The organism is Variovorax sp. 679, assembly GCF_003952185.1.
Lineage (GTDB): Bacteria > Pseudomonadota > Gammaproteobacteria > Burkholderiales > Burkholderiaceae_C > Variovorax.
Window position 1 is genome coordinate 49,884 of record NZ_RXFS01000012.1, and the last position, 20,443, is coordinate 70,326.

Sequence of the window (20,443 nt, forward strand, 5' to 3'; positions counted from 1 at the left end):
ATGCAGGCCTTCTTCAGCGACGACCAGCTGCTGCACGACCCGCAGCAGTTCATGCGGCTGGGCCGCATCTGCAAGCCCGCCGACCTGCCCACGCGCGCCGAGGCGCTGATGGGCACGCTGGCCGCGCGCGGCATTGCCGTGGTCGCGCCGCCCGAGAACGGCCGCGCCGCGCTGGAGCTCGTGCACAGCCTCGACTACCTGGACTTCCTGGAGGGCGCCTACGAGCGCTGGCAGAAGCTCGGCGGCCCGGGCCTGGAGCCCGGCATCGAGGTGCTGCCCAACCTGTCGCCGCACGGCGCGCGATTCGGGCCCTGCCCTTCGCCGTCGGTGGTGGCGCAGACCGGCTGGTACATCGGCGACCTGGCCTGCCCGATCGGCCCGCACACCTGGCGCTCGGTGCTGCGCTCGGCCCATGCGGCGCAGGCCGCGGCCCAGACGGTGCTCGACGGCGGCGGCATCGCCTATGCGCTGTGCAGGCCCTCGGGCCACCATGCGCAGCATGCGCGTGCGGGAGGCTTCTGCTACTTGAACAACAGCGCCATCGCGGCCTCCACGCTGCGCCGGCGCCATGCGCGCGTGGCCGTGCTCGACATCGACGCCCATCACGGCGACGGCACGCAGCAGATCTTCTACGAGCGCGCCGACGTGCTGACCGTCTCCACGCACGCCGATCCGTCGGGCTACTACCCCTGGTACACGGGCTACTCGCACGAGCGCGGCACCGGCGAGGGCGAAGGCTGCAACCTGAACCTGCCGCTGGCGCACGGCAGCGGCAACGCCGAGTTCGCCGAGGCCCTGGGCAAGGCCGTCGCCGCCATCGAGCGTTTCCAGCCACAGGCACTGGTGCTGCCGCTGGGCTTCGACACCTACAAGGACGACCCGATCAGCGTGCTGAAGTTCGACATGGAAGCCTTCCGCCTCGCCGGTGCGCGCGTGCGGGCGCTGGGCCTGCCCACGGTGGTGGTGCAGGAAGGCGGCTACATGGTCGAGGCCATCGGCGCCGCGCTCGATGCGTTCCTCGACGGCTTGCGGGCATGACGATCCCAGGCGACATGAGCGCGGTGCAGTCCCCGGCCTATCTGGCGCGCCGCGACAGCGCGGGCACAGGCATCGCGCTGTTCCTCTGCGCGCTGGTTCTGTTCGCGGCCTACGATGCCTTCGCCAAGCAGATGGTGGCCAGCTACGCACCAGCCGTCGTCAACCTGGGGCGCTACACCGCGATCAGCGCCATCGCACTGGTGCTGCTGCTGCGCCACGGCGACCTGCGCCTGTGGCGCCAGCCGCATCAGAAGCTGCTGGCCGCGCGCAGCGTGGCGCTGGCGATCGTGGCCACCTGCTTCATGACGGCGCTGGTCACCATGCCGCTGGCGGAGGCCACGGCCATCTACTTCACCGCCCCGCTGATCATGGTCGCGCTGTCGCCCTGGCTGCTCGGCGAGCGGGTGGGCCGCGCGCAGTGGACTGCCGTGCTGCTGGGCTTCGCGGGCATGCTGTGCATCGTGCGGCCGGGCGGCAGCCTGCCGCTGGCGGGCACGCTGCTCATGGCCGTGTCGGCCGTCTGCTACGCGCTCTTCCAGGTGCTCACGCGCCGGCTCTCGGGGCTGGTGCCGGCGCCCGTGCAGTTCGCGCACATGGCGCTGGCCTGCCTCGTCATCACGAACCTGCCCGTGCTGTTCATGCCGCACGTCACGCTGCCACCCTGGCCGGAGATGGCCCTGCTGATCGCCGGCGGCGCCGTCAGCGGCAGCGCCCAGCTCTTGCTGCTGGCCGCGTTCCGCCGCGTCGGCGCGGCCACGCTGGCGCCGCTCAACTACGTGCAGCTGCTGCTGGCGGTGCTGATCAGCACGCTGTGGTTCCAGCGCCCGCCCGACGGAACGGCGCTGGCCGGCATGGCGCTGATCGCCATCGCCGGCGTGTACCTGGCGCACACGCAACGACCTGCGCGCGACGGCCGGCGCGCAACGGTCGGGACGGAGGGGCCGGCATGATACGCACAAGAGATTGAGACAAGGAACTCCGATGACCACCAGCCGGCCCGAAGCCGCCACCCCTCCCGCCTTCTCGTCGATCCAGGTGCCCGACCTGGTCGGCGTGGTGGAGGCGCAGCTGCAGCAAGCCATCCTGTCGGGCCGCATCGCGCCCGGCGAACGCATCGTCGAGGCCGAGCTGGCACGCCAGATGGGCGTGAGCCGCGCCCCCGTGCGCGAGGCCGCACGCCGCCTCGAAAGCCTGGGCCTGCTGATCTCGCGGCCGCGCCACGGCTTCGCGGTGCGCACGGTTTCGCCCAAGCAGGTCACCGACCTGTACGAGGTGCGCATCCAGCTCGAGCTGCTGGGCGCCTCGCTGGCCTGCACGTACGCGAGCGATGCCGAACTGGCCCAGCTCGACGCGCGCGTGGACGACATGGTGGAACGCGCCGAGATCCTGTCCTCGCCCGAGCGCGTGGCGCTCGACCTGGACTTCCACTTCGCCATCAGTGCGCTCTCGGGCAACCACTACCTCCACCGGCTGTTCGACAACATGCAGACCGAGGTGCGCATGTTCCTCGCGCTCAGCGAAGACAGCTACGGCGACCTGAAGGTGCTGGCCGAGACGCACAGGCCCATTGCCAAGGCGATGGCGGCGCGCGACGTCGATGCCGCCCAGCACGCGCTGCGCTTCCACCTCGAGACCGCCAAGGCCCACGTGCGCGGCCTCTTCTCCAAGGCATGAGATGAAGGCTGCGCCCCGCGTCGCCATGGTCAGCGGCGGCAACCGCGGCATCGGCCTCGCCATCGTGCGCGAGCTGCTGGCGCATGGCTGGCGCGTGAGCGTGGGCACGCGCAACGCCACCGATGCCTTCGCCGGCCACGACCCCGGACAGGTGCGCGCCTACCGCTTCGACGCCGAGGATCCGCAGAGCGAAACCGACTGGGTGGCCGCGACCGTGCGCGACTTCGGCGGCATCGACGCGCTCGTGCACAACGCCGGCATCCTCAGCACGCGCTCGGTCATCGATGCCGACGACGCGGAGGTCGACCGCCTGCTCGAGATCAACGTCAAGTCGCCGCTGCGGCTCACGCGCAAGGCCTGGGCACACCTGCTGGCGGCCGATGAGGGCAAGGTGCTGGTGATGGCCTCGCTCGCCGCCAAGCGTGTGCGCACGGCCGACGCCTCGCTCTATGCGCTGAGCAAGGCGGCTGCGCTGTCGCTGGCCCACGGCATCCGGCACTGCGGCGCCGAATCGCGCGTGCGCTGCACAGCGCTGTGCCCCGGCTTCGTCGCCACCGACATGGCCGCCTCTCTGCCGCCCGAACAACGGCAACAGGCTACGCGGCCCGAAGACGTGGCCCGCATCGCGCGGACGGTGCTCGATCTGCCGGCCTCGGCCAGCGTCGCGGAGATCCCGATCAGCTGGACCGTCGAACCCCAATACTGAAAGCCCGACATGAAAGTCATCTACAGCGACCAGCACACAGGCCACGACCCGCAGCAGTTCATCGTGCGCGGACGCATGAAGCGCAGCAACGAGCAGCCCGAACGGGGCACGCTGCTGCTGGACGCCGCGCGTGCGCAGGGCCATGACATCGTCGCGCCCGAGGACCACGGCCCGGGCCCGCGCGCCGCCATCCACACGCCGCAGTACCTGCGCTTTCTCGAAACCGCCTGGGAACGCTGGCAGCAGCTCGAGGGCGCCTCGGAAGAAGTCATACCCAACGTGCATCCGTTCCCGGGCCAGCCCTTCACCTACCCCGACAGCCTCGTGGGACAGGCCGGCTACCACATGGGCGACATGGCCTGCTCCATCGGCCGCCACACCTGGCATGCCGCGACATGGTCGGCCCACGTGGCCACGCATGCCGCGCAACTCGTGCTGGACGGCGAGCGCGCGGCCTACGCGCTGTGCCGGCCGCCCGGCCACCACGCCTATGCCGACCGCGCCAACGGCTTCACCTACCTCAACAACGCGGCCATCGCGGCCCAGCACCTGCGCAGCAGGCACGACCGCGTGGCGATCCTCGACATCGACGTGCACCACGGCAACGGCACGCAGGGCATCTTCTGGCGCCGCAAGGACGTGCTGACGATCTCGCTGCACGGCGACCCGCATTTCTGCACGCCCTTCTTCACGGGCCACGCGCACGAGACCGGCGAAGGCGAAGGCCTGGGCTACAACCTCAACCTGCCGCTGGCGCGCGGCACGCAGGACGAGGGCTTTCTCGCCGCGCTGGCGACGGCGCACGCGACCATACGCGCCTTCGCGCCGGGCGCGCTGGTCGTGGCCCTGGGCCTGGACGCGCACGAGAACGACCCCTACCAGGCGCTGGCCGTCAGCACGCCGGGCTTCGGCCGCATCCTCGGCGAGATCGCGCGACTGGGGCTGCCCACGGTGCTGGTGCAGGAAGGCGGCTATCTCTCGGACGACCTGGGCCGCAACCTGGCCAGCGCACTCGGCGGTTTCGAGAAGGCGGCGTGATGACGCAGGACCTCGACGACGCCATCCGTGCGGCCTTGCCCGAGGCGGCAGTGCTGACCGCGCCGCCCGCTCCCGTCGAAACCGCTTGGGCCGCCGACCTGCTGCAGCGCCTGTACGGCAAGCGGGGCCGGCTCAAGCCGCTCACCGGCGAGCGCGACGCCAACTTCCTGCTGGAGCCGGAAGGCGGCGGCGCGCGCTGCATGCTCAAGCTCTCGCACCCCGACGAAGATCCGCTGGTCGCCGACTTCCAGACCCAGGCGCTGCTGCATCTGGCGCGCACGGACCCCGGCCTGCCTGTGCAACGCCTGCTGCCGGACCGCCTCGGCGCCGCCTCGGTGCAGATCGAGGACGCCGAGGGCCGCACACGCGTGGCACGCTTGTTCAGCTACCTCGAGGGCCTGCCCATGCCGCAGGCGCCGCGCTCGGCGGCCCAGCGCAGCTGCGTGGCCCGCATGCTCGCGCGGCTGGACCTGGCACTGGCCGGCCTCGACCACCCCGCCGGCGCCCGAGAGCTGCCCTGGGACATCCAGCGCGCCGACCGCGTGCGCGCGCTGCTGGTGCATGTCGCCGACCCGGCCCGCCGCGCGCTGGCAGAGGCCGCGCTCGACGGTTTCGTGCAGCGCACCAAGCCCCGCCTCGCTCTGCTGCGCCGCCAGCCCATCCACAACGACTTCAACCTCTACAACCTGCTGGTCGAGCCGGAAGACCCGGCGCGCGTGGCCGGCATCCTCGACTTCGGCGACATGGTGCATGCGCCGCTCGTGGACGACCTTGCCGTCGCGGCCTCGTACCACATCGACGAGCATGGCGACGCGCTGGGAACGATCGCGCGCTTCGCGGCCGACTACCACGCCGTCTCGCCGCTGACCGATGCAGAGACCTTCGCGCTGCTCGACCTGGTGCGCGCGCGGCTGGCAATGGTGGTCGCCATCAGCGGCTGGCGCGCCGCGCGGCAGCCCGACAACGCCGCCTATCTCATGCGCAACAACGCCGTCTCCTGGGCGCGGCTGCAAGCCTGCGCCACGCTGACACCCGACCAGGTGCAGGAAGCCATCCGGGCCGCCTGCCGCACCACGGAACCGATCCATGACTGAGAAACATACGGCCGAGTTGCTCGAGCGCCGGGCCCGTCTCCTCGGGCCGGCCTACCGGCTCTTCTACGAGGAACCCTTCCACCCCGTGCGCGGCGACGGCGTCTGGCTCTACGACGCCGCCGGCACACCCTGGCTGGACGCCTACAACAACGTGGTGCCGCTGGGCCATGCGCGGCCCGAGGTGGTCGAAGCCATCGCGCGCCAGGCGTCCGTGCTCAACACCCACACGCGCTACCTGCACGAAGGCATCCTCGACTACGCCGAACGGCTGCTGGCCACGATGCCGCCCGAACTGGGCCATGCCACCTTCACCTGCACCGGCAGCGAGGCCAACGACCTGGCCATGCGCATCGCCACCGCGCACACGGGCGGCACCGGCCTCATCGTCACGCGCTTCGCGTACCACGGCGTGACCTCGGCCATCGCCTGCGCTTCGCCTTCGCTGGGGCAGTACGTGCGCCTTGGCGAGCACGTGAGGCTGGTGGATGCGCCCGAAGGAGGAGATGCCGAGACAGGCAAGCGCTTCGCCGACGGCGTGCGCGCCGCCATCGCCGACCTGAAGGCGCACGGCATCGCGCCCGCGGCGCTGCTGGCGGACACGGTGTTCTCCAGCGACGGCGTGTTCACGGCGCCGGCCGGATTCCTGCGCGAGGCGGTGGAGGCGATCCGTGCGGCCGGCGGCGTGTTCATCGCCGACGAGGTACAGCCCGGCTTCGGCCGCACGGGCGAGGCGTTCTGGGGCTTCATGCGCCACGGCGTGGTGCCCGACATGGTGACCATGGGCAAGCCCATGGGCAACGGCCACCCGGTCGCGGGCCTGGCCGTGCGGCCCGAGGTCATGAAGGCCTTCGGCCAGGCCAGCCGCTACTTCAACACCTTCGGCGGCAACCCGGTCTCCATGGCTGCAGCCTCGGCGGTTCTCGACGTGATCCAGCAGAACGGCCTGCAAGACAACGCATTGCAGGTCGGCAACTACCTGCGCGAGCGCCTGGCCGCGCTCGGCCAGCGCCATGCGCTGGTCGGCGAGGCGCGCGGCGCGGGGCTCTTCATCGGGCTGGAACTCGTGACCGACCGCACCAGGCGCGCACCGGCCACTGCGCAGGCGGCCAAGGTGGTCAACGGGCTGCGGCAACGGCAGGTGCTGCTGAGCGCGACGGGGCCGCAGGGCAACGTGCTCAAGATCCGGCCGCCGCTGGTGTTCGAGCGGCAGCATGCCGACCTGCTGGTCGAGCGGCTGGACGAGGTGCTGGGCACACTGGAGTAGCCGCGAACGCCGTTGGTGCTGTGTTTGTCCAGTGCGCCACTGGGTATGCGGAGGGGAGTGACGGGCGTTCTGGACTGCTCGCCGCAGCAGAATGCAATCGACAGGCTCAGTCGATCAAAAGCGGGCATTGCGCCGCTTGGCGACATCGCACCTTGGTCAAACTTCCGAACGTTCCACCACCACTTCACTGATCTGCACCACGGGTTGAATATCCGTGTAGTTGGCGATGTCGCTCATGATCTCCTGCTGGTGCTGGCTGGAGGCAGCCCGGTAAGCTTCGACGGAAGTGCAGACGAATTCGCATTTGGCTACGTAAGCAGGGTCAGTGCCCGGACCACGCCCCGAGATGCCCTTGTCCACCATGTAGTACAGACACGCAGCGCCGAGCAGTCGCTTCATCATGGGCATATGCCGCTCGCGGTAGTAGGCATGATCGAATCGCACGCCTGCGGCGTATGGGTACATGACACTGACTTTGATCATCGAGATTTCTCCTGTTGTTGCACGCTAATCAATACGCCGGCGGCTCCGCCACAAGCAGCCTCGGGCTGGGAATCGTCCGCCCGCCTCTTCCAAGGGCATGCGCAGCCCGTTCACGAGGGAGCAACGGTGTGATGGAAGCCAGCCAGCATCAGCAGTTCAACGGTGGCTTCTTCAGCAAGCTATTGCGGCTCGATGCGAGCGAGCATGCTGACTCCTGATTCAAGGTACACCCCATCGTAGACCCGTTGCTGTATAAAGTAAAGCATGACGACACCTCGTATCGGTCAACCAGTTCGCGGTTCCACCACCGGCCGCCCCATCATGGTTGCCCTGGACCTGCTGGGGCGGCGCACGGCGCTGCGCGTGCTCTGGGAACTTCGGGAAGGCTCGCTTACCTTCAGAGCCCTGCAAGACGCTTGCGAGACGAACACCAGATTGCTCAATACGCGGCTCACTGAGCTGAGGGAGGTCGACCTTGTCGAACATGCCGAGGGTGGCTATCGACTGACGGACGAAGGGCGACGGCTTGCGAAGGCGCTGAAGCCGTTGTCAGCGTGGGCGGATCAGTGGGGGCATGGGAAGCGATGAGAAGGTGGCTCGCACCGTGCGCATTGGCGCGCCGTGGAGTACGCGCTGTGCTTGCCTGCGGTGACCGCTTTTGCGTGAGGCTGAGACTTCCGCTCAGGCACCTTTGCGAAGAAAGATGACTTCATCCGCGAGTGGTATTCGCAGCAGTTGCGCGCGATGAGTGAACCCTCGATGTGGTGTAGCGCCACTGCAGATACAGAGATTACCGTTCCGCCGAAGGAAAACTACTAGCCATGTAACCCAGCCTTTGCGTCATGCGGAGGGTCAACATCAAGCATCAAGCAGACCCACCTGCGCTGGTTGTTGCCCGTGGAGACGACGGCCAAACACTCCAAGCAAGCGCTGTTGGCGCGGGCACTGCCCGATGTTCTGGCGCAAATTGGTCGCACGCACCTGGCGCCCGGTGCGTGAATACGGCCCTCGGCCCGGCGCGGCGCAGGTTCTCCACGGTCGCGTGGCATCACCTCGGAGTGCTGGCGACTGCCCGCGGCTCACCTGCATAAATCATTGCCGCGCCGCCCGAAGCCAGCGCCAGGAGGGCAATACCGGGGCCGATGAGTTGCGCGCCCGGCAAGCCGATCAGGTGCGCCGTAGCCGAGAGCAGGCACACGGTGCCAGCCAGCCGCATTGCCCACCCGACGGCAGGTTTCCGGAACAGCACTCCGTCGGTTCTCCATGCCGCCAATAGCGCGCCGCCGCCCGCTGTCCACGCCCCAATCGTGAACAGCACGTCGAAGAGCGCGCGCAAGCCCGCGTAAGCCGCTTCTCCGCCGGTTTGCGATGCGCTCAACGGAAGCACCATGGCCACCATGGCATCGACGACGATAAACAGCGCACTTGCGATGGCCAGCGCGAGCCATCCCGCCAGTGCTGTGATGGCTCCGCGCCTGTATTCGCATGAGGCGAGCAGCAGGGTCCCCACCGCCAGGAACACGTCGCAGGGCATGCCGACCAAGCCTGCCAGGCGCATCCAGCCTGTCGCTTGTGGTGTGGCCGTCATGGCCTGCGCGGTGCTGGATGTACCACCAGGCAACGCCGCCTCCGGTCCAGCCAGGACATAGAACACACATGTGGCAATGAGGCCGACGGCACCGATGCCGTACAGCAGCGCGCCCAGACGTGCCGGGGTGCCAGAACCAGGGGGCGTCGCAGCAAGCATCAGTCACCTTTCGGGAAATCGGCAGGAAGTTATTGTTGCTAACATTGAGCGTACGAGGCAATGTTATTCTTGTCAACATGAAGAGAGCGAACGCGATGCACAGCCCTCGCTCAAAAGCCGAGCCGAAGGCTGGATACCACCATGGCGACTTGCCGAGAGCCCTCGTGGCCGCGGCAACGCGCCTTATCGACAAAGGGGCGGGCGAGCACGTCACGCTGCGTGCGGCCGCCATTGCGGCGGGTGTGAGTATCGCGGCGCCGTACCGTCATTTCGAGAGCCGGGAGGCCTTGCTTGCGGCCACGCTTGCCGAGGGTTTTCGTGACCTGACCCGCCGCACGGACGAGGCGCGCCGCGCGGCGCCCGATCCGTTGCAGGCGCTGGTGGCATCGGGCACGGCGTACGTGCGGTTCGCGGCCGATCGGCCTCGGCTCTACCGAGTGATGTTCGGACCGGAATGCGACAAGGCCTCTTTTCCCGAACTCATGCAGGCAGGCCGCGAATCGCTGGGTGTGGTGCAGCAGGCCGTTGCCGACGCGCGGGTCAGCCTCGGAATTGCCGAGGGCGACGTGCAGCGGATTGCCCTGACGGGCTGGTCGCTGACCCACGGTCTCGCATCGCTGTACGTCGACGGGCTCTTGGCCGATGCCTGCACGCCGGCCGACCTGGATGCCACCGCACACGGCATGGTGGTGACGCTGATCGAGGGCTTGCGCAAGCGACCTGGCGCGCAAGCCTGACACTAGCGACTGGGCTGGGGATCGCGTTTCCGTTCTGCGTGGACTAGCTCCCAGGGTTCAATCTCATCTGCAGCAGCTCCAGTTCTTGCACGACGAAATCCACAAGGGCGCGAATGCGAGGGGTCTCGCGCATGTCGGAATGAAACCCCACGCGCACCGATCTTGCAGGCATCCGGTGCTGCAACTCCACGCGACGCAATTGCGGCTCCCTATCCCCAAGCAAACGGGGTAGTACAGCCATCGCCACACCGTCGCGCGCGACGGCCAGGTGCGCGCGTAATCCATTGACGTGCAGCACTGTGTGGGCGCGTGTCGCCAAGGCCCGTAGCCAGGCTTCATGTGGCACTTCGCCCGCGGCGCGATCGAGATAGACCAAGCGGTGGCCAACAAGGCCGTGAGTGACATCCGGCAATCCATGTTTCTGCAGATACGCATCGGACGCGTAGAGCGCGTAGGCGACTTCGCCGACGCGGCGCTCGATGAGGTTCTCCTGCGTGAACGCTCCGAAGCGAAAAGCCAAGTCCGCTTCACGCCGCGCCAGGTTGAACACCTGCGGTCCGTTTATCAGTTCAACCACCACGCCCGGATGCAGTGCGCCGAAACGAGCGAGCATCGGCGCGATTACTTCGTCGCCCAGCCAGTCCAGGCTGGTCACGAGGATTTCACCGCTCAAGCCGGTGTCGCGTGCCGCCACCTGCCGCTGTATCGACAGTGCGCCCGCATCCATCTGCTCAAGACCATCAAGCAGCGAACTCGCCAACACCGTCGGCCGCAAGCCGCTCGCTTCCCGGTCGAACAGCTTCGCCTGCAAGCGAAGCTCCAAGGCATCGAGCCTCCGGCTGACCGTGGGCTGGGTTGTGCCGAGCGCACGCGCCGCGGCGCTCAGCGTGCCGTAGCGCGCGATGGCAAGTGCGAATTTCAGATCATCCCAGTTGATCGACATCGTCGTACTTTGCTATGCGTTTTCGAATGGGGGGCATGTCGCATCGTTGAGTGCATCGGCCATCGACGCGGCCTAGGATTTCATGAAGGCGAGAGGGGCTGCCCCATCCTTTGCCAACACTACGATGCAAATAGATCATCTCATCCTGCGCGTCACCGACGCTGCCAGATCCGCCGGTTTCTACCGGCAGGTCCTGGGCCTTACTCGCGAAAGCGAGCCGCCTTTCGACGTGCTGCGCCTCAGCGACGACAGCGTTATCGACTTGCTGGCGCAGACACCGAAAGATCCGGCCCACCTGGCGCTCGTCCTTGATCGAAATGCGTTCGAAGCAGTTCATCAGCGACTACAGAAGCTGGGTATTCCGTTTGGTGGAGACCCGTTCACACGGGATGGCCGGGTCGCATCGCAATACGGCGCGCGTGGCTGGGCGGACGCGCTGTACTTTCACGACCCTGATCATCACAACATTGAAGTGAGGACCTATGACAAGCCCTGACGGCGAAGCTCGCGCAGCCGCGACCACCTCGCCCATTTTTGGCGACCTGCACGGCAAGGTCGCGGTCGTGACCGGCGGCTCGCGCGGCATCGGTGCCGCGACTTGCCTCGCGCTCGCGCGCAGTGGTGTACGGCTGGCCATCAACGGGCGCGACAACGTGGCATTGCAGAGAAGCCTGGCCGCCGTGCGGGCATTGGGCGTGGATGCGATCGCCATCCAGGCCGACTGTGCAGATCTGGCGCAAGTGCTGCGGATGCGCGACGAGGTCGAAGCGCATTTCGGCGCACCGCATTTCGTACTGGCTTTTGCTGGCGGCGGTACTGGAAAGCCTGTGCCGGTGCATGACATCAGCGAAGAGGATTGGCGCTCCAGTCTCGACAACAACCTGACCTCGACCTTCTTCACGATCAAGAGCTTTCTGCCCGGCATGCTTGCGCGCGGCAGTGGCGGCATCTTGACGATGGCTTCGGCGGGCGCACGCGTGGCCTCCGGTGCGCCGGCTGGCTATGGCGCAGCAAAGGCCGGTGTGATCATGCTCACGCGCCACTTGGCTCAGGAGGTCGGACCGAGCGGCTTGCGCGTCAATTGCATTTCACCATCGGCGGTACTCACTGAGCGCACGCAAATGAACATGTCGCCGGAGCGGCAAGCGCAGATGCTGCGTGCTTTTCCGCTGGGTCGGCTGGGCACACCGGATGACATCGCCGAAGCCTCGCTGTTCCTGCTCAGCGATGTGTCCTCGTGGATTTCCGGCATCGTGCTGGACGTCGCCGGCGGACGCGTGATGGTTTGAACGTGTGGCACTGCAGGCTAGTTGCTCCACCGGACTTCAGCGAGCGGCGCAGGCACTCTGGCACTGGTCATCAGATAGTGACCCATATCCGAACTTGACCGCTTTCCGGCGCCCGACTGGAGCGACCTGATTTCAGCGACGGGCCCATAGCAATCGGTCACTGACTCGCGATCGCCATCGAATGACCGATCCGCTCAGGCTGAAAGGCGTGTCATCCGAAACCCGTGTGAATTGATCGGCGTGCCGAGCGGGCCTCCGATGGCGCAGCGATTCGCAACCCTTGAGCACCCCGACCTTAGACGCGCAACCTCCAACAGCGTGCGAACGCGGGAAGTCTCGGCCGCCTAATTTTCCGTGGACAAGCCCGCAGGTGCCACTCCCACTGGAAGAGACTCCACCCGCACCACACGCTGTGGATATGGAATATCGATACCCGCCCCACGCAACCCATCGAGGATCGCGATGTTGATCGCCGAGCGCAGGTTGTCCTTGCCCTTGTCCGGGTCGGCCACCCAGAAATTCAGCGTGAACTCCAGCCCGTCGGGCGCGAAGTTCATGAGGAAGGCCACCGGCGCCGGGTCGGTCATCACGCGAGGCTGAGCCTTGGCCGCCTCGCACAGGATGGACTGCACCTGCGCCACGTCGCTCTCGTAGCCCACCACGATGGTGGTCGTGATGTTGAACTTGCGGTCGGCCAACGAGAGATTTTCCACACGGCTGGTGATCAGCGATTCGTTCGGCACGATGGCCTCGCGCCCGTTGCCCGCGCGGATGAGCGTGTAGCGCGTCTTGATGTCCGTGATGCGGCCTTCGAAGGTGTCGACCTTGACGTTGTCGCCGATGCGGATCGAGCGCTCGAGCAGGATCACGAAGCCGCTCACGTAATTGGCCGCCAGCTTCTGCAGGCCGAAGCCGAGGCCCACGCCGAGCGCACCGCCCAGCACCGAGAGCGCCGTCAGGTCCACCCCCACCGCCGAGAGCGCGAACAGCAGGCCCACCAGCAGCAGGAAGGCGCGCACCGCATTCGACGCCACCTTGCGCATCGACAGGTCGGACACGGCCTCGCGCAGGATGCGCTTCTCGATGGTGCTGGAGATCCACAGCGAGATCATCAGCACCACGCCGGCCGACAGCACGCCCTGGAAGATCGTCTGCAGGCTCACGCGCGTCTTGCCGAAGGCCAGCGTGATGTCGTCGAGCTCGGCCAGCACCGGCGGCAGCAGCCCGACGATCCACAGTACCGCCGCGATCCAGGCCAGCCAGGAGATGGTGCGCTCGATCAGCCTGACGAGATTGGAGGCCGGGAACACCGCCCTGAGCACCCGCGCGAACAGCCGGATGACCGCCAGCGACAGGAACACCGGCACCGCGATGCGCAGCACCAGCACGGTCTGGAAGTCGAGCGCCACGCGCCGGGCGAGATCGGTGAACACCAGCGCCAGCAGCGGGAACAGCAGCCCGTCGAAGGTGCTCTCGCCGAACCAGATCGAGTCCTTGGGCTGGTCGCGGCCGAACCACTTGCAGATGGCCCAGGCCAGCGCCACGCAGGTCACCAGCGCGATGAGTTCGATGCCGAGGCCACGCGCGTCGACCTGGCTCAATCGTTGAAGGAAGTCGTTGAAATTCATCTATTGGGACAGGGCATCGGCGCCAGCCGAGCCCGCTGCATCACAGGGAAGCCAGCACGCGGATGTGGGCTTCCACGCTGCGCGCCAGTGCGTCGAGGTTGTAGCCGCCTTCGAGCATCGAGACGATACGGCCCTTGGCGTGCCGCCTGGCAACATCATGTATGCGGCCGGTGATCCAGGCGAAGTCGTTCTCGTTGAGGCCCAGCTGGCCCAGGTCGTCCTCGCGATGGGCGTCGAAGCCCGCGCTGACGAAGATCATCTGCGGCTTGAACTCCTCCAGCCTCGGCATCCAAGTCGCCTCGATCATCTCGCGCACGTCCATGCCCCGTGTGTAGGCCGGGATCGGCAGGTTCAGCATGTTCGGCGCCGGATGACTGGTGCCGCTGTAGGGGTAGAACGGGTGCTGGAAGAAGCCCACCATCAGCACGCGCGGGTCGTTCGAAAGAATGTCCTCGGTGCCATTGCCGTGATGCACATCGAAATCGACGACGGCCACGCGCTCGATGCCATGCACCTCGATGGCGTGCCGCGCAGCGATGGCCACGTTGTTGAAGAAGCAGAAGCCCATCGCCTGCTCCCGGCAGGCGTGGTGGCCGGGCGGGCGCACCGAGCAGAAGGCGTTCTCCAGCTCGCCGGCGATCACCGCGTCGGTTGCGGCGACCGCTGCGCCTGCGGCGCGGCGCGCGGCCAGCAGGGTGTAGCGGGTGAGCGTGGTGTCGGGGTCGACCTGCGCATGGTCGGGGCCACCGGCGGGCTCGTCGGCCACCAGGCGCTGGTGCAGCGACTCCAGGTACTCGACGTGTTCCGTGCTGTGGGCCCGGGTGAGCTGCTCCAGCGTGGCCAGCGGCACCTCGCGGTGCTCCAGCGCGTCGCCCACGCCGGTGAGCAGCAGGCGATCCTCGATGGCATCGAGCCGGCCGGGGCACTCGGGATGCCCTCCGCCCATGTCGTGCTTCCAGAAGTCCCGGTGTGTGAAGTAGCCTGTCTTGCCCATGTGTCTCTATCGCCACGTCTAGACCTCACGCAGCATGGGGCCGGCGGGTCTTACGGTATCGTTTGCATATGGATACAAATATGGACGTTGCCGCAAAGCTAGCCACTTTGTTAACTCAGCTTAACACGGTGATCGTGGGCAAAGAGGCCCAGGTGCGCGACTGCGTGGCCTGCCTGCTGGCGGGCGGCCACCTGCTGATCGAGGACGTGCCCGGCGTGGGCAAGACCACCCTCGCCCACGCGCTCTCGCACACTTTCGGGCTGCAGTTCTCGCGCGTGCAGTTCACGGCCGACCTGATGCCCGGCGACCTCTCGGGCGTGGCGATCTACGACCGGGGCCAACAGGCCTTCACCTTCCACCCCGGGCCGATCTTCGCCCAGGTGCTGCTGGCCGACGAAATCAACCGCGCCAGCCCCAAGACCCAGAGCGCGCTGCTCGAGGCCATGGAAGAGAAGCAAGTCACTGTCGAAGGCGAGACCCGCCCCCTGCCCACGCCCTTCTTCGTGATCGCCACGCAGAACCCGCAGGACCAGCTCGGCACCTTCGCCCTGCCCGAGTCGCAGCTCGACCGCTTCCTGATGCGCATCTCGCTCGGCTACCCCGACCGCGCCGCCGAGCGCCAGTTGCTCGCGGGCATCGACCGCCGCGAGATGCTGGCCTCGTTGCCCGCGATGCTGACCGCCGGCGAGCTGACCGCCCTGCAGCAGCGCGTGCTGCAGGTGCATGCGGCCGACGCGCTGCTGAACTACGTGCAGGACCTGATCGCCGCCACCCGCTCGGGCCGCTGGTTCCTGCAGGGCCTGTCGCCGCGCGCCGGCATCGCGGTGCTGCGCGCAGCCAAGGCCCAGGCGCTGTTGGCCAACCGCAACTACGTCGCGCCCGACGACGTGCAGGCCGTACTGCCGCAGACCATCGCGCACCGTCTCACGCCCGTGGGCGACGCCGGCCGCGGCGCCGTCGAGCAGGTGCGCGCGATGATCGCCGCCGTGCCATTGCCGTGAGCCCTGCCGGCGTCATCCGCTCGCGCATCGACGGCTGGTTCCTGTCGCGCCGGGCGCCGTCCGACACGCTGGAACTCACCCAGCGCAATGTCTACATCCTGCCCACGCGTGCCGGCTGGACGCTGGGCGCGACGCTGCTGGTGCTGCTGGTCGCATCGATCAACTACCAGCTCAACCTGGGCTACCTGCTGACCTTCCTGCTCGCCGGCAGCGTGGCCGTGGGCATGCACGTGTGCCACGGCACGCTGCGCGGGCTGGCCATGCACATGGTGCAGCCCGAGGCGCACTACGCGGGCGCGGCTGCCGTCTTCCGGGTGGTGCTGCACAACACGCGACGCAGCGTGCGCTACGGCATCGGCATGGCGGTGCGCGGCAGCGGGCAGTGGGCCTGGACCGACGTGCCGGCGGAAGGCACCTCCACCGTCGAGATCGCCTTCCAGCCCGAGCGGCGCGGGCTGCACCCGGTGCCGCCGCTCACGGCCGAGACGCGCTTTCCGCTCGGGACTTTCCGCGTCTGGACGGTCTGGCGGCCGGCCGCGCAGATGCTGGTCTACCCCGCGCCCGAAGCGCATCCACCACCGCTGCCGCCCGGCGAGCCGCTCTCGGGTCCGGCCGCAATGACCGCTTCGATGCGCGCCCACAACGCCGGCGAATACGACGGCGTGCGCGCCTACCGCCGCGGCGATCCGCTCAAGCTCGTGGTCTGGAAGAGAGCCGCACGGGCGCAGGCGACCGGCTCGGAAGACCTCGTCAGCCGCGACACCCAACAGACCCAGCGCGAAGAGCTCTGGCTCGACGCGCAGGCCGCCAGCCTCCCCGACACCGAAGCCCGCATCTCGCGCCTGTGCGCCTGGGTGCTGATGGCCGACCGGCTGGGCGTCGACTACGGCCTGCGCGTGGCGGGCCGGGTGGTGAAGCCTTCGCAGGGCGAAGCCCACCGGCGGACCTGCCTCGAGGCACTGGCCCTGTGCTGAACGGGAGCACCACATGAACCGAGTGATGCGCGAACTCGCGGCGCTCCCCCGCGACGCGCGGGACACCCTCTTCCTGCTCTGCGTGATCGGCCTGATCCTGCTGCCGCAGATCGACAACCTGCCGTGGTGGTGCTCGTCCATCACCGCGATGGTGCTGCTGTGGCGCGCCTCGCTGGCGGTGAAGGCGCTCCCGCTTCCGAGCAAGTGGTGGCGCCTCGCGCTGCTGGCCCTGATACTCGGCGCCACCTATGCCACCCACCGCACGCTGCTGGGCCGGGACGCGGGCGTCACGCTGATCGTCAGCCTGCTCGCGCTCAAGACACTGGAGCTGCGCGCACGACGCGACGCCTTCGTCATCTTCTTCCTGGGCTTCTTCGCGATGCTCACGAACTTCTTCTATTCGCAGTCGCTACTGACCGCCTTCACCATGCTGCTGGCGCTGCTGGGCCTGCTGACGGCGCTGGTCAACGCGCACATGCCGGTGGGCCGGCCTCCGCTGATGCAGGCCGCGCGCACCGCCGGCTGGATGGCGCTGGCGGGCGCGCCGATCATGCTCGCGCTGTTCCTGCTGTTCCCGCGCTTCGCGCCGCTGTGGGGCACGCCCAGCGACGCCATGGTGGGCCGCAGCGGCCTGTCGAACACCATGCGCGTGGGCACGATCGCCGAGCTGGCGCTCGACGACCGCATCGCCGCGCGCATCAAGTTCGAAGGCGATCGCGCGCCGCCGCAGAGCCAGATGTATTTCCGTGGCCCGGTGCTGGCGCAGTTCGACGGCCGCGAATGGACAGCCCTCCCCTCGTGGGCGCGCGGCGCGCAGTGGTCTTCCAACCTGCACGTGAGCGGTTCGCCGGTGCGCTACGAAGTGACGCTCGAAGCCAGCAACCGCCCCTGGCTGCTGACCCTCGATGTCGCGCAGCGCGCGCCCGAGGTGCCGGGCTACGAGGTCAGCGGTACGCCCGACCTGCAATGGTTCGCCAGCCGCCCCATCAACGATCTCGTTCGCTACAGCGCCGAGAGCTACACGCAGTTCCAGAGCGGTCCGCTCAAGCGCACGGGCGGCCAGTTGCAGGCTTACCTCGCGCTGCCGCCGGGCACCAATCCGCGCACCGCCGCGCTCGCCGCCGAGATGCGCGCCGACCCCGCGCTGGCCCAGGCCGACACGCAGGCCTTCGTGCAGGCCGCCCTGCGGCGCCTGCGCACCGGCGGCTACACCTACACGCTGGAGCCGGGCGTCTACGGCAACGACACCGCCGACGAGTTCTGGTTCGACCGCAAGCAGGGCTTCTGCGAGCACATCGCCTCGGCCTTCGTGGTGCTGATGCGCAACCTCGGCATCCCGGCACGCATCGTGACCGGCTACCAGGGCGGCGAGCTCAACAACGTCGACAACTACTGGATCGTGCGCCAGAGCGACGCCCACGCCTGGGCCGAGGTCTGGCAGGAAGGCAACGGCTGGACACGCGTGGACCCCACGGGCTCCGTCGCGCCGGGGCGCATCGGCCAGTTCCAGCGCCTGACTCCGCAACCCGGACTGATCGCGGGCGCCATCGGCTCCATGAGCCCCACGCTCGCGCAGAACATCCGCGCCGCATGGGAGGCGGTGAACAACGGCTGGAACCAGTGGGTGCTCAACTACACGCAGAGCCGCCAGCTCGACCTGCTGAAGAACATCGGCTTCGAAGCACCCAGTCTCGAAGACCTGGCCTACGTGCTGCTCTACCTGCTGGTAGCCGCCAGCCTGGCAGGCGCCGGCTGGACACTGTGGGAACGCAGCCGGCACGATCCGTGGCTGCGACTGCTGGGCCAGGCGCGCACGCGGCTCGCCAAGGCCGGACTGAAACTGCCCGACACCGCCCCGCCCCGCCAGATGGCACAAGCGGCCGACGCGCGCTTCGGCCCCGCCGCACAGGCCGTGCGCGACTGGCTGCTCAAGCTCGAAGCCCAGCGCTATGCACCGGCCACGCCCGACTCGCTTTCCACCCTGCGCACGGAGTTCCGCCGCCTCGCGTGGCCCAGCGCCAATCCGGCAAAGGGCTGAAACCACATGTGACGCTGAAGAAGGGCCGCGCGGGCGGACGGCACAATGGGCCCATGCGATTCCTTCTTCCCAAGCCTTCGCGCACCGCCACGGCGGCTGCAGCCCTCCTTGCCGCCTGCTGCCTCGCATGGTCCACGGGGGCCCTGGCCCAGAAGTCAACCAACGGCCGCAGTACCGCGGCCAACGCGGTTCGCGGCAGCACGCCCTACGCCACGCGCGACGACGCGATGCAGTTCGCCGACGACGTCGCCGAGCGCCGCGGCCTCGACCGCGAATGGGTGCGCGCCACCATCGGCAGTGCGCGCTTCCTGCCCAACGTGCCGCGGCTGATGCTGCCGGGCCCCGTGGGTACGGTGAAGAACTGGCAGACCTACCGCAGCCGCTTCATCGATCCGGTGCGCATTGCGGCCGGCGTGCGCTTCTGGCGCGCCAACGCCGACACGCTCGCACGCGCCGAGCAGGTATACGGCGTGCCGGCGGAAATCATCGTCGGCATCATCGGCGTGGAAACCATCTACGGCCGCAACATGGGCAACTTCCGTGTGATCGACGCGCTGGCCACGCTCTCCTTCGACTTTCCCGACGCCCACCCGCGCGCGGCCGACCGCCGGGCCTTCTTCCGAGGCGAGCTCGAAAGCTTCCTGAGCACCGAGAGCCGCACCTCCGAAGACCCGCTCGTGCCAGTTGGCAGCTACGCCGGCGCCATGGGCATGCCGCAGTTCATGCCCAGCAGCATCGCCAAGTACGCGGTCGACTTCGACGGCGACAGCCGCATCGACCTCGTCAACAACCCGGCCGACGTGATCGGCTCGGTCGCCAACTACTTCAAGTCCTTCGGCTGGACGCCCGGCATGCCCGCGATCTACCCCGTGCATTTCGAGGAAGCGCGGCTGCAGAAGGCGCTGCTGCTGGCGCCGGACATCCTGCCGAGCTTCAGCGCCGACAGCTTCGTGGCGGCCGGCGCGGTGCCCGAGGGAGACGGGATCAACCACAAGGGCCTGCTCGCGCTGGTCGAGCTGCAGAACGGCGTCGATGCGCCACCGACCTACGTGGCCGGCACGCGCAACTTCTACGTGATCACGCGCTACAACTGGAGCAGCTACTACGCCATGTCCGTGCTCGACCTGGGGCAGGAGGTCAAGGCGGCGATGGAGCAGCAGCAACAGGCAGCCAAGTGACACCCGAGGCGCTGCACACGAACTGGGCCGACGCATGGCATGCGCTCGGTGTCGGTTCGCCCGGCGAAGCGCTGTGCACCGAACTCCAGCGCCGCTACGCCGAGCCGCAGCGCCGCTACCACACGATGCAGCACCTGGGCGAGTGCCTGGCATGGTTCGAGCGCGAGAAGGCGCTGGCCGAGCGCCCTGGCGAGGTGGCGCTCGCGCTGTGGTTCCATGACGCGATCTACGACGTGCATGCGCACGACAACGAGGCGCGTAGCGCGGACTGGGCACGCGAAGCCCTGATCGAAGCAGGCGTGGATGCTGCAGCGGCCGAACGGGTACACGCACTCGTGATGGCGACCCGCCATGACGCTGTGCCCGAGGGACGCGACGCCGAACTGCTGATCGACATCGACCTGTCGATCCTCGGCGCCGACCGCGCGCGCTTCGACGAATACGAGCGCCAGGTGCAGGCCGAGTACGCCTTCGTTCCCGACGAGGTGCGCCTGCCGCGCCGTCGCGCGATCCTGCAACGCTTTCTCGACCGCGAGGCCATCTACGCCACGCCGCGCATGCACGCGCAGCTGGAGGCGCGGGCACGCGCCAATCTCCGGCGCTCGATCTCAGGCTGA

Annotated in this window: 21 protein-coding genes; 16 read left to right on the forward strand and 5 right to left on the reverse strand. The window is 68.1% G+C overall.

Going from position 1 to position 20,443, the window contains the following annotated elements; translation table 11 throughout:
- From EJO71_RS27465 to EJO71_RS27495, 7 genes are read left to right on the forward strand one after another with little or no spacing between them, the layout of a single operon-like run.
- Positions 1 to 1,038, forward strand: coding sequence for a histone deacetylase family protein (locus tag EJO71_RS27465; RefSeq protein ID WP_125951908.1), 1,038 nt, complete (start codon positions 1 to 3; stop codon positions 1,036 to 1,038).
- 14 nt (positions 1,039 to 1,052) lie between these two features.
- Entirely contained in the window at positions 1,053 to 1,988 is a 936-nt protein-coding gene (locus tag EJO71_RS27470; protein ID WP_125951951.1) for a DMT family transporter, read from the forward strand.
- Between the two features lie 31 nt (positions 1,989 to 2,019).
- Positions 2,020 to 2,712 (forward strand): GntR family transcriptional regulator, encoded by a 693-nt coding sequence (locus tag EJO71_RS27475; protein ID WP_125951907.1) that lies wholly within the window; start codon positions 2,020 to 2,022, stop codon positions 2,710 to 2,712.
- Position 2,713: 1 nt separating this feature from the next.
- Positions 2,714 to 3,418: an SDR family NAD(P)-dependent oxidoreductase gene (locus EJO71_RS27480; protein ID WP_125951906.1), complete on the forward strand. Its 705-nt coding sequence runs from the start codon at positions 2,714 to 2,716 to the stop codon at positions 3,416 to 3,418.
- Between the two features lie 9 nt (positions 3,419 to 3,427).
- On the forward strand, positions 3,428 to 4,456 hold the full coding sequence (locus EJO71_RS27485; protein WP_125951905.1) for a histone deacetylase family protein: 1,029 nt from the start codon (positions 3,428 to 3,430) through the stop codon (positions 4,454 to 4,456).
- Positions 4,456 to 5,550 (forward strand): phosphotransferase, encoded by a 1,095-nt coding sequence (locus tag EJO71_RS27490; protein WP_125951904.1) that lies wholly within the window; start codon positions 4,456 to 4,458, stop codon positions 5,548 to 5,550. The genes EJO71_RS27485 and EJO71_RS27490 overlap by 1 nt, the downstream gene beginning before the upstream one ends.
- A complete protein-coding gene (locus tag EJO71_RS27495) occupies positions 5,543 to 6,814 on the forward strand; it encodes an aminotransferase class III-fold pyridoxal phosphate-dependent enzyme (protein ID WP_125951903.1) in 1,272 nt (423 codons plus the stop codon). The genes EJO71_RS27490 and EJO71_RS27495 overlap by 8 nt, the downstream gene beginning before the upstream one ends.
- Positions 6,815 to 6,970: 156 nt before the next feature.
- Here the strand turns inward: EJO71_RS27495 and EJO71_RS27500 are convergent, their stop codons facing one another.
- Entirely contained in the window at positions 6,971 to 7,297 is a 327-nt protein-coding gene (locus tag EJO71_RS27500) for an EthD family reductase (protein ID WP_125951902.1), read from the reverse strand.
- A 264-nt stretch (positions 7,298 to 7,561) separates the two neighbouring features.
- Between EJO71_RS27500 and EJO71_RS27505 the strand changes: the two genes are divergently transcribed.
- Complete coding sequence (locus tag EJO71_RS27505) at positions 7,562 to 7,885, forward strand: winged helix-turn-helix transcriptional regulator (RefSeq protein WP_125951901.1); 324 nt, start codon at positions 7,562 to 7,564, stop codon at positions 7,883 to 7,885.
- A gap of 460 nt (positions 7,886 to 8,345) precedes the next feature.
- Here EJO71_RS27505 and EJO71_RS27510 read toward each other — a convergent pair whose 3' ends face one another.
- Positions 8,346 to 9,044, reverse strand: a complete 699-nt coding sequence (locus tag EJO71_RS27510; RefSeq protein ID WP_125951900.1) for a hypothetical protein — start codon at positions 9,042 to 9,044, stop codon at positions 8,346 to 8,348.
- Between the two features lie 95 nt (positions 9,045 to 9,139).
- Here EJO71_RS27510 and EJO71_RS27515 point away from each other — a divergent pair, with 95 nt between their 5' ends.
- Entirely contained in the window at positions 9,140 to 9,781 is a 642-nt protein-coding gene (locus EJO71_RS27515) for a TetR/AcrR family transcriptional regulator (RefSeq protein ID WP_164546920.1), read from the forward strand.
- Between the two features lie 43 nt (positions 9,782 to 9,824).
- On the opposite strand, the gene EJO71_RS27520 is transcribed toward EJO71_RS27515, so the two are convergent.
- Positions 9,825 to 10,724 (reverse strand): LysR family transcriptional regulator, encoded by a 900-nt coding sequence (locus EJO71_RS27520; RefSeq protein WP_125951898.1) that lies wholly within the window; start codon positions 10,722 to 10,724, stop codon positions 9,825 to 9,827.
- Between the two features lie 124 nt (positions 10,725 to 10,848).
- On the opposite strand from EJO71_RS27520, the gene EJO71_RS27525 reads away from it, so the two are divergent.
- On the forward strand, positions 10,849 to 11,220 hold the full coding sequence (locus EJO71_RS27525) for a VOC family protein (RefSeq protein ID WP_164549655.1): 372 nt from the start codon (positions 10,849 to 10,851) through the stop codon (positions 11,218 to 11,220).
- Positions 11,207 to 12,013 (forward strand): SDR family NAD(P)-dependent oxidoreductase, encoded by an 807-nt coding sequence (locus EJO71_RS27530; protein ID WP_125951896.1) that lies wholly within the window; start codon positions 11,207 to 11,209, stop codon positions 12,011 to 12,013. Before EJO71_RS27525 ends, EJO71_RS27530 begins: the two co-directional genes overlap by 14 nt.
- Before the next feature lie 344 nt (positions 12,014 to 12,357).
- Here EJO71_RS27530 and EJO71_RS27535 read toward each other — a convergent pair whose 3' ends face one another.
- Positions 12,358 to 13,641 carry a mechanosensitive ion channel domain-containing protein gene (locus EJO71_RS27535; RefSeq protein ID WP_125951895.1) on the reverse strand — a complete coding sequence of 428 codons (1,284 nt, stop codon included), beginning with the start codon at positions 13,639 to 13,641 and terminating at the stop codon, positions 12,358 to 12,360.
- Positions 13,642 to 13,681: 40 nt separating this feature from the next.
- Positions 13,682 to 14,635 (reverse strand): histone deacetylase family protein, encoded by a 954-nt coding sequence (locus tag EJO71_RS27540; RefSeq protein WP_125951894.1) that lies wholly within the window; start codon positions 14,633 to 14,635, stop codon positions 13,682 to 13,684.
- 80 nt (positions 14,636 to 14,715) lie between these two features.
- Between EJO71_RS27540 and EJO71_RS27545 the strand changes: the two genes are divergently transcribed.
- Genes EJO71_RS27545 through EJO71_RS27565 form a run of 5 tightly spaced genes read left to right on the forward strand, consistent with a single transcriptional unit; the run spans position 14,716 to position 20,443 of the window.
- The gene (locus EJO71_RS27545; RefSeq protein WP_125951893.1) at positions 14,716 to 15,636 is read left to right on the forward strand and encodes a MoxR family ATPase; all 921 of its coding nucleotides are present in this window, start codon (positions 14,716 to 14,718) and stop codon (positions 15,634 to 15,636) included.
- Positions 15,633 to 16,610: a DUF58 domain-containing protein gene (locus tag EJO71_RS27550; RefSeq protein WP_125951892.1), complete on the forward strand. Its 978-nt coding sequence runs from the start codon at positions 15,633 to 15,635 to the stop codon at positions 16,608 to 16,610. Before EJO71_RS27545 ends, EJO71_RS27550 begins: the two co-directional genes overlap by 4 nt.
- Before the next feature lie 13 nt (positions 16,611 to 16,623).
- A complete protein-coding gene (locus EJO71_RS27555) occupies positions 16,624 to 18,648 on the forward strand; it encodes a DUF3488 and transglutaminase-like domain-containing protein (RefSeq protein ID WP_125951891.1) in 2,025 nt (674 codons plus the stop codon).
- 53 nt (positions 18,649 to 18,701) lie between these two features.
- Positions 18,702 to 19,826 (forward strand): lytic murein transglycosylase B, encoded by a 1,125-nt coding sequence (gene mltB, locus EJO71_RS27560; RefSeq protein ID WP_125951890.1) that lies wholly within the window; start codon positions 18,702 to 18,704, stop codon positions 19,824 to 19,826.
- On the forward strand, positions 19,823 to 20,443 hold the full coding sequence (locus EJO71_RS27565) for an N-methyl-D-aspartate receptor NMDAR2C subunit (RefSeq protein WP_125951889.1): 621 nt from the start codon (positions 19,823 to 19,825) through the stop codon (positions 20,441 to 20,443). Before mltB ends, EJO71_RS27565 begins: the two co-directional genes overlap by 4 nt.

Excerpts from the sequence above, each read along its gene's own strand:
- EJO71_RS27465 (WP_125951908.1), top strand. The coding sequence starts at position 1 with ATGCAGGCCTTCTTCAGCGACGACCAGCTGCTGCACGACCCGCAGCAG.
- EJO71_RS27470 (WP_125951951.1), top strand. The coding sequence starts at position 1,053 with ATGAGCGCGGTGCAGTCCCCGGCCTATCTGGCGCGCCGCGACAGCGCG.
- EJO71_RS27475 (WP_125951907.1), top strand. The coding sequence starts at position 2,020 with ATGACCACCAGCCGGCCCGAAGCCGCCACCCCTCCCGCCTTCTCGTCG.
- EJO71_RS27480 (WP_125951906.1), top strand. The coding sequence starts at position 2,714 with ATGAAGGCTGCGCCCCGCGTCGCCATGGTCAGCGGCGGCAACCGCGGC.
- EJO71_RS27485 (WP_125951905.1), top strand. The coding sequence starts at position 3,428 with ATGAAAGTCATCTACAGCGACCAGCACACAGGCCACGACCCGCAGCAG.
- EJO71_RS27490 (WP_125951904.1), top strand. The coding sequence starts at position 4,456 with ATGACGCAGGACCTCGACGACGCCATCCGTGCGGCCTTGCCCGAGGCG.
- EJO71_RS27495 (WP_125951903.1), top strand. The coding sequence starts at position 5,543 with ATGACTGAGAAACATACGGCCGAGTTGCTCGAGCGCCGGGCCCGTCTC.
- EJO71_RS27500 (WP_125951902.1), bottom strand. The coding sequence starts at position 7,297 with ATGATCAAAGTCAGTGTCATGTACCCATACGCCGCAGGCGTGCGATTC.
- EJO71_RS27505 (WP_125951901.1), top strand. The coding sequence starts at position 7,562 with ATGACGACACCTCGTATCGGTCAACCAGTTCGCGGTTCCACCACCGGC.
- EJO71_RS27510 (WP_125951900.1), bottom strand. The coding sequence starts at position 9,044 with ATGCTTGCTGCGACGCCCCCTGGTTCTGGCACCCCGGCACGTCTGGGC.
- EJO71_RS27515 (WP_164546920.1), top strand. The coding sequence starts at position 9,140 with ATGCACAGCCCTCGCTCAAAAGCCGAGCCGAAGGCTGGATACCACCAT.
- EJO71_RS27520 (WP_125951898.1), bottom strand. The coding sequence starts at position 10,724 with ATGTCGATCAACTGGGATGATCTGAAATTCGCACTTGCCATCGCGCGC.
- EJO71_RS27525 (WP_164549655.1), top strand. The coding sequence starts at position 10,849 with ATGCAAATAGATCATCTCATCCTGCGCGTCACCGACGCTGCCAGATCC.
- EJO71_RS27530 (WP_125951896.1), top strand. The coding sequence starts at position 11,207 with ATGACAAGCCCTGACGGCGAAGCTCGCGCAGCCGCGACCACCTCGCCC.
- EJO71_RS27535 (WP_125951895.1), bottom strand. The coding sequence starts at position 13,641 with ATGAATTTCAACGACTTCCTTCAACGATTGAGCCAGGTCGACGCGCGT.
- EJO71_RS27540 (WP_125951894.1), bottom strand. The coding sequence starts at position 14,635 with ATGGGCAAGACAGGCTACTTCACACACCGGGACTTCTGGAAGCACGAC.
- EJO71_RS27545 (WP_125951893.1), top strand. The coding sequence starts at position 14,716 with ATGGACGTTGCCGCAAAGCTAGCCACTTTGTTAACTCAGCTTAACACG.
- EJO71_RS27555 (WP_125951891.1), top strand. The coding sequence starts at position 16,624 with ATGAACCGAGTGATGCGCGAACTCGCGGCGCTCCCCCGCGACGCGCGG.
- mltB (WP_125951890.1), top strand. The coding sequence starts at position 18,702 with ATGCGATTCCTTCTTCCCAAGCCTTCGCGCACCGCCACGGCGGCTGCA.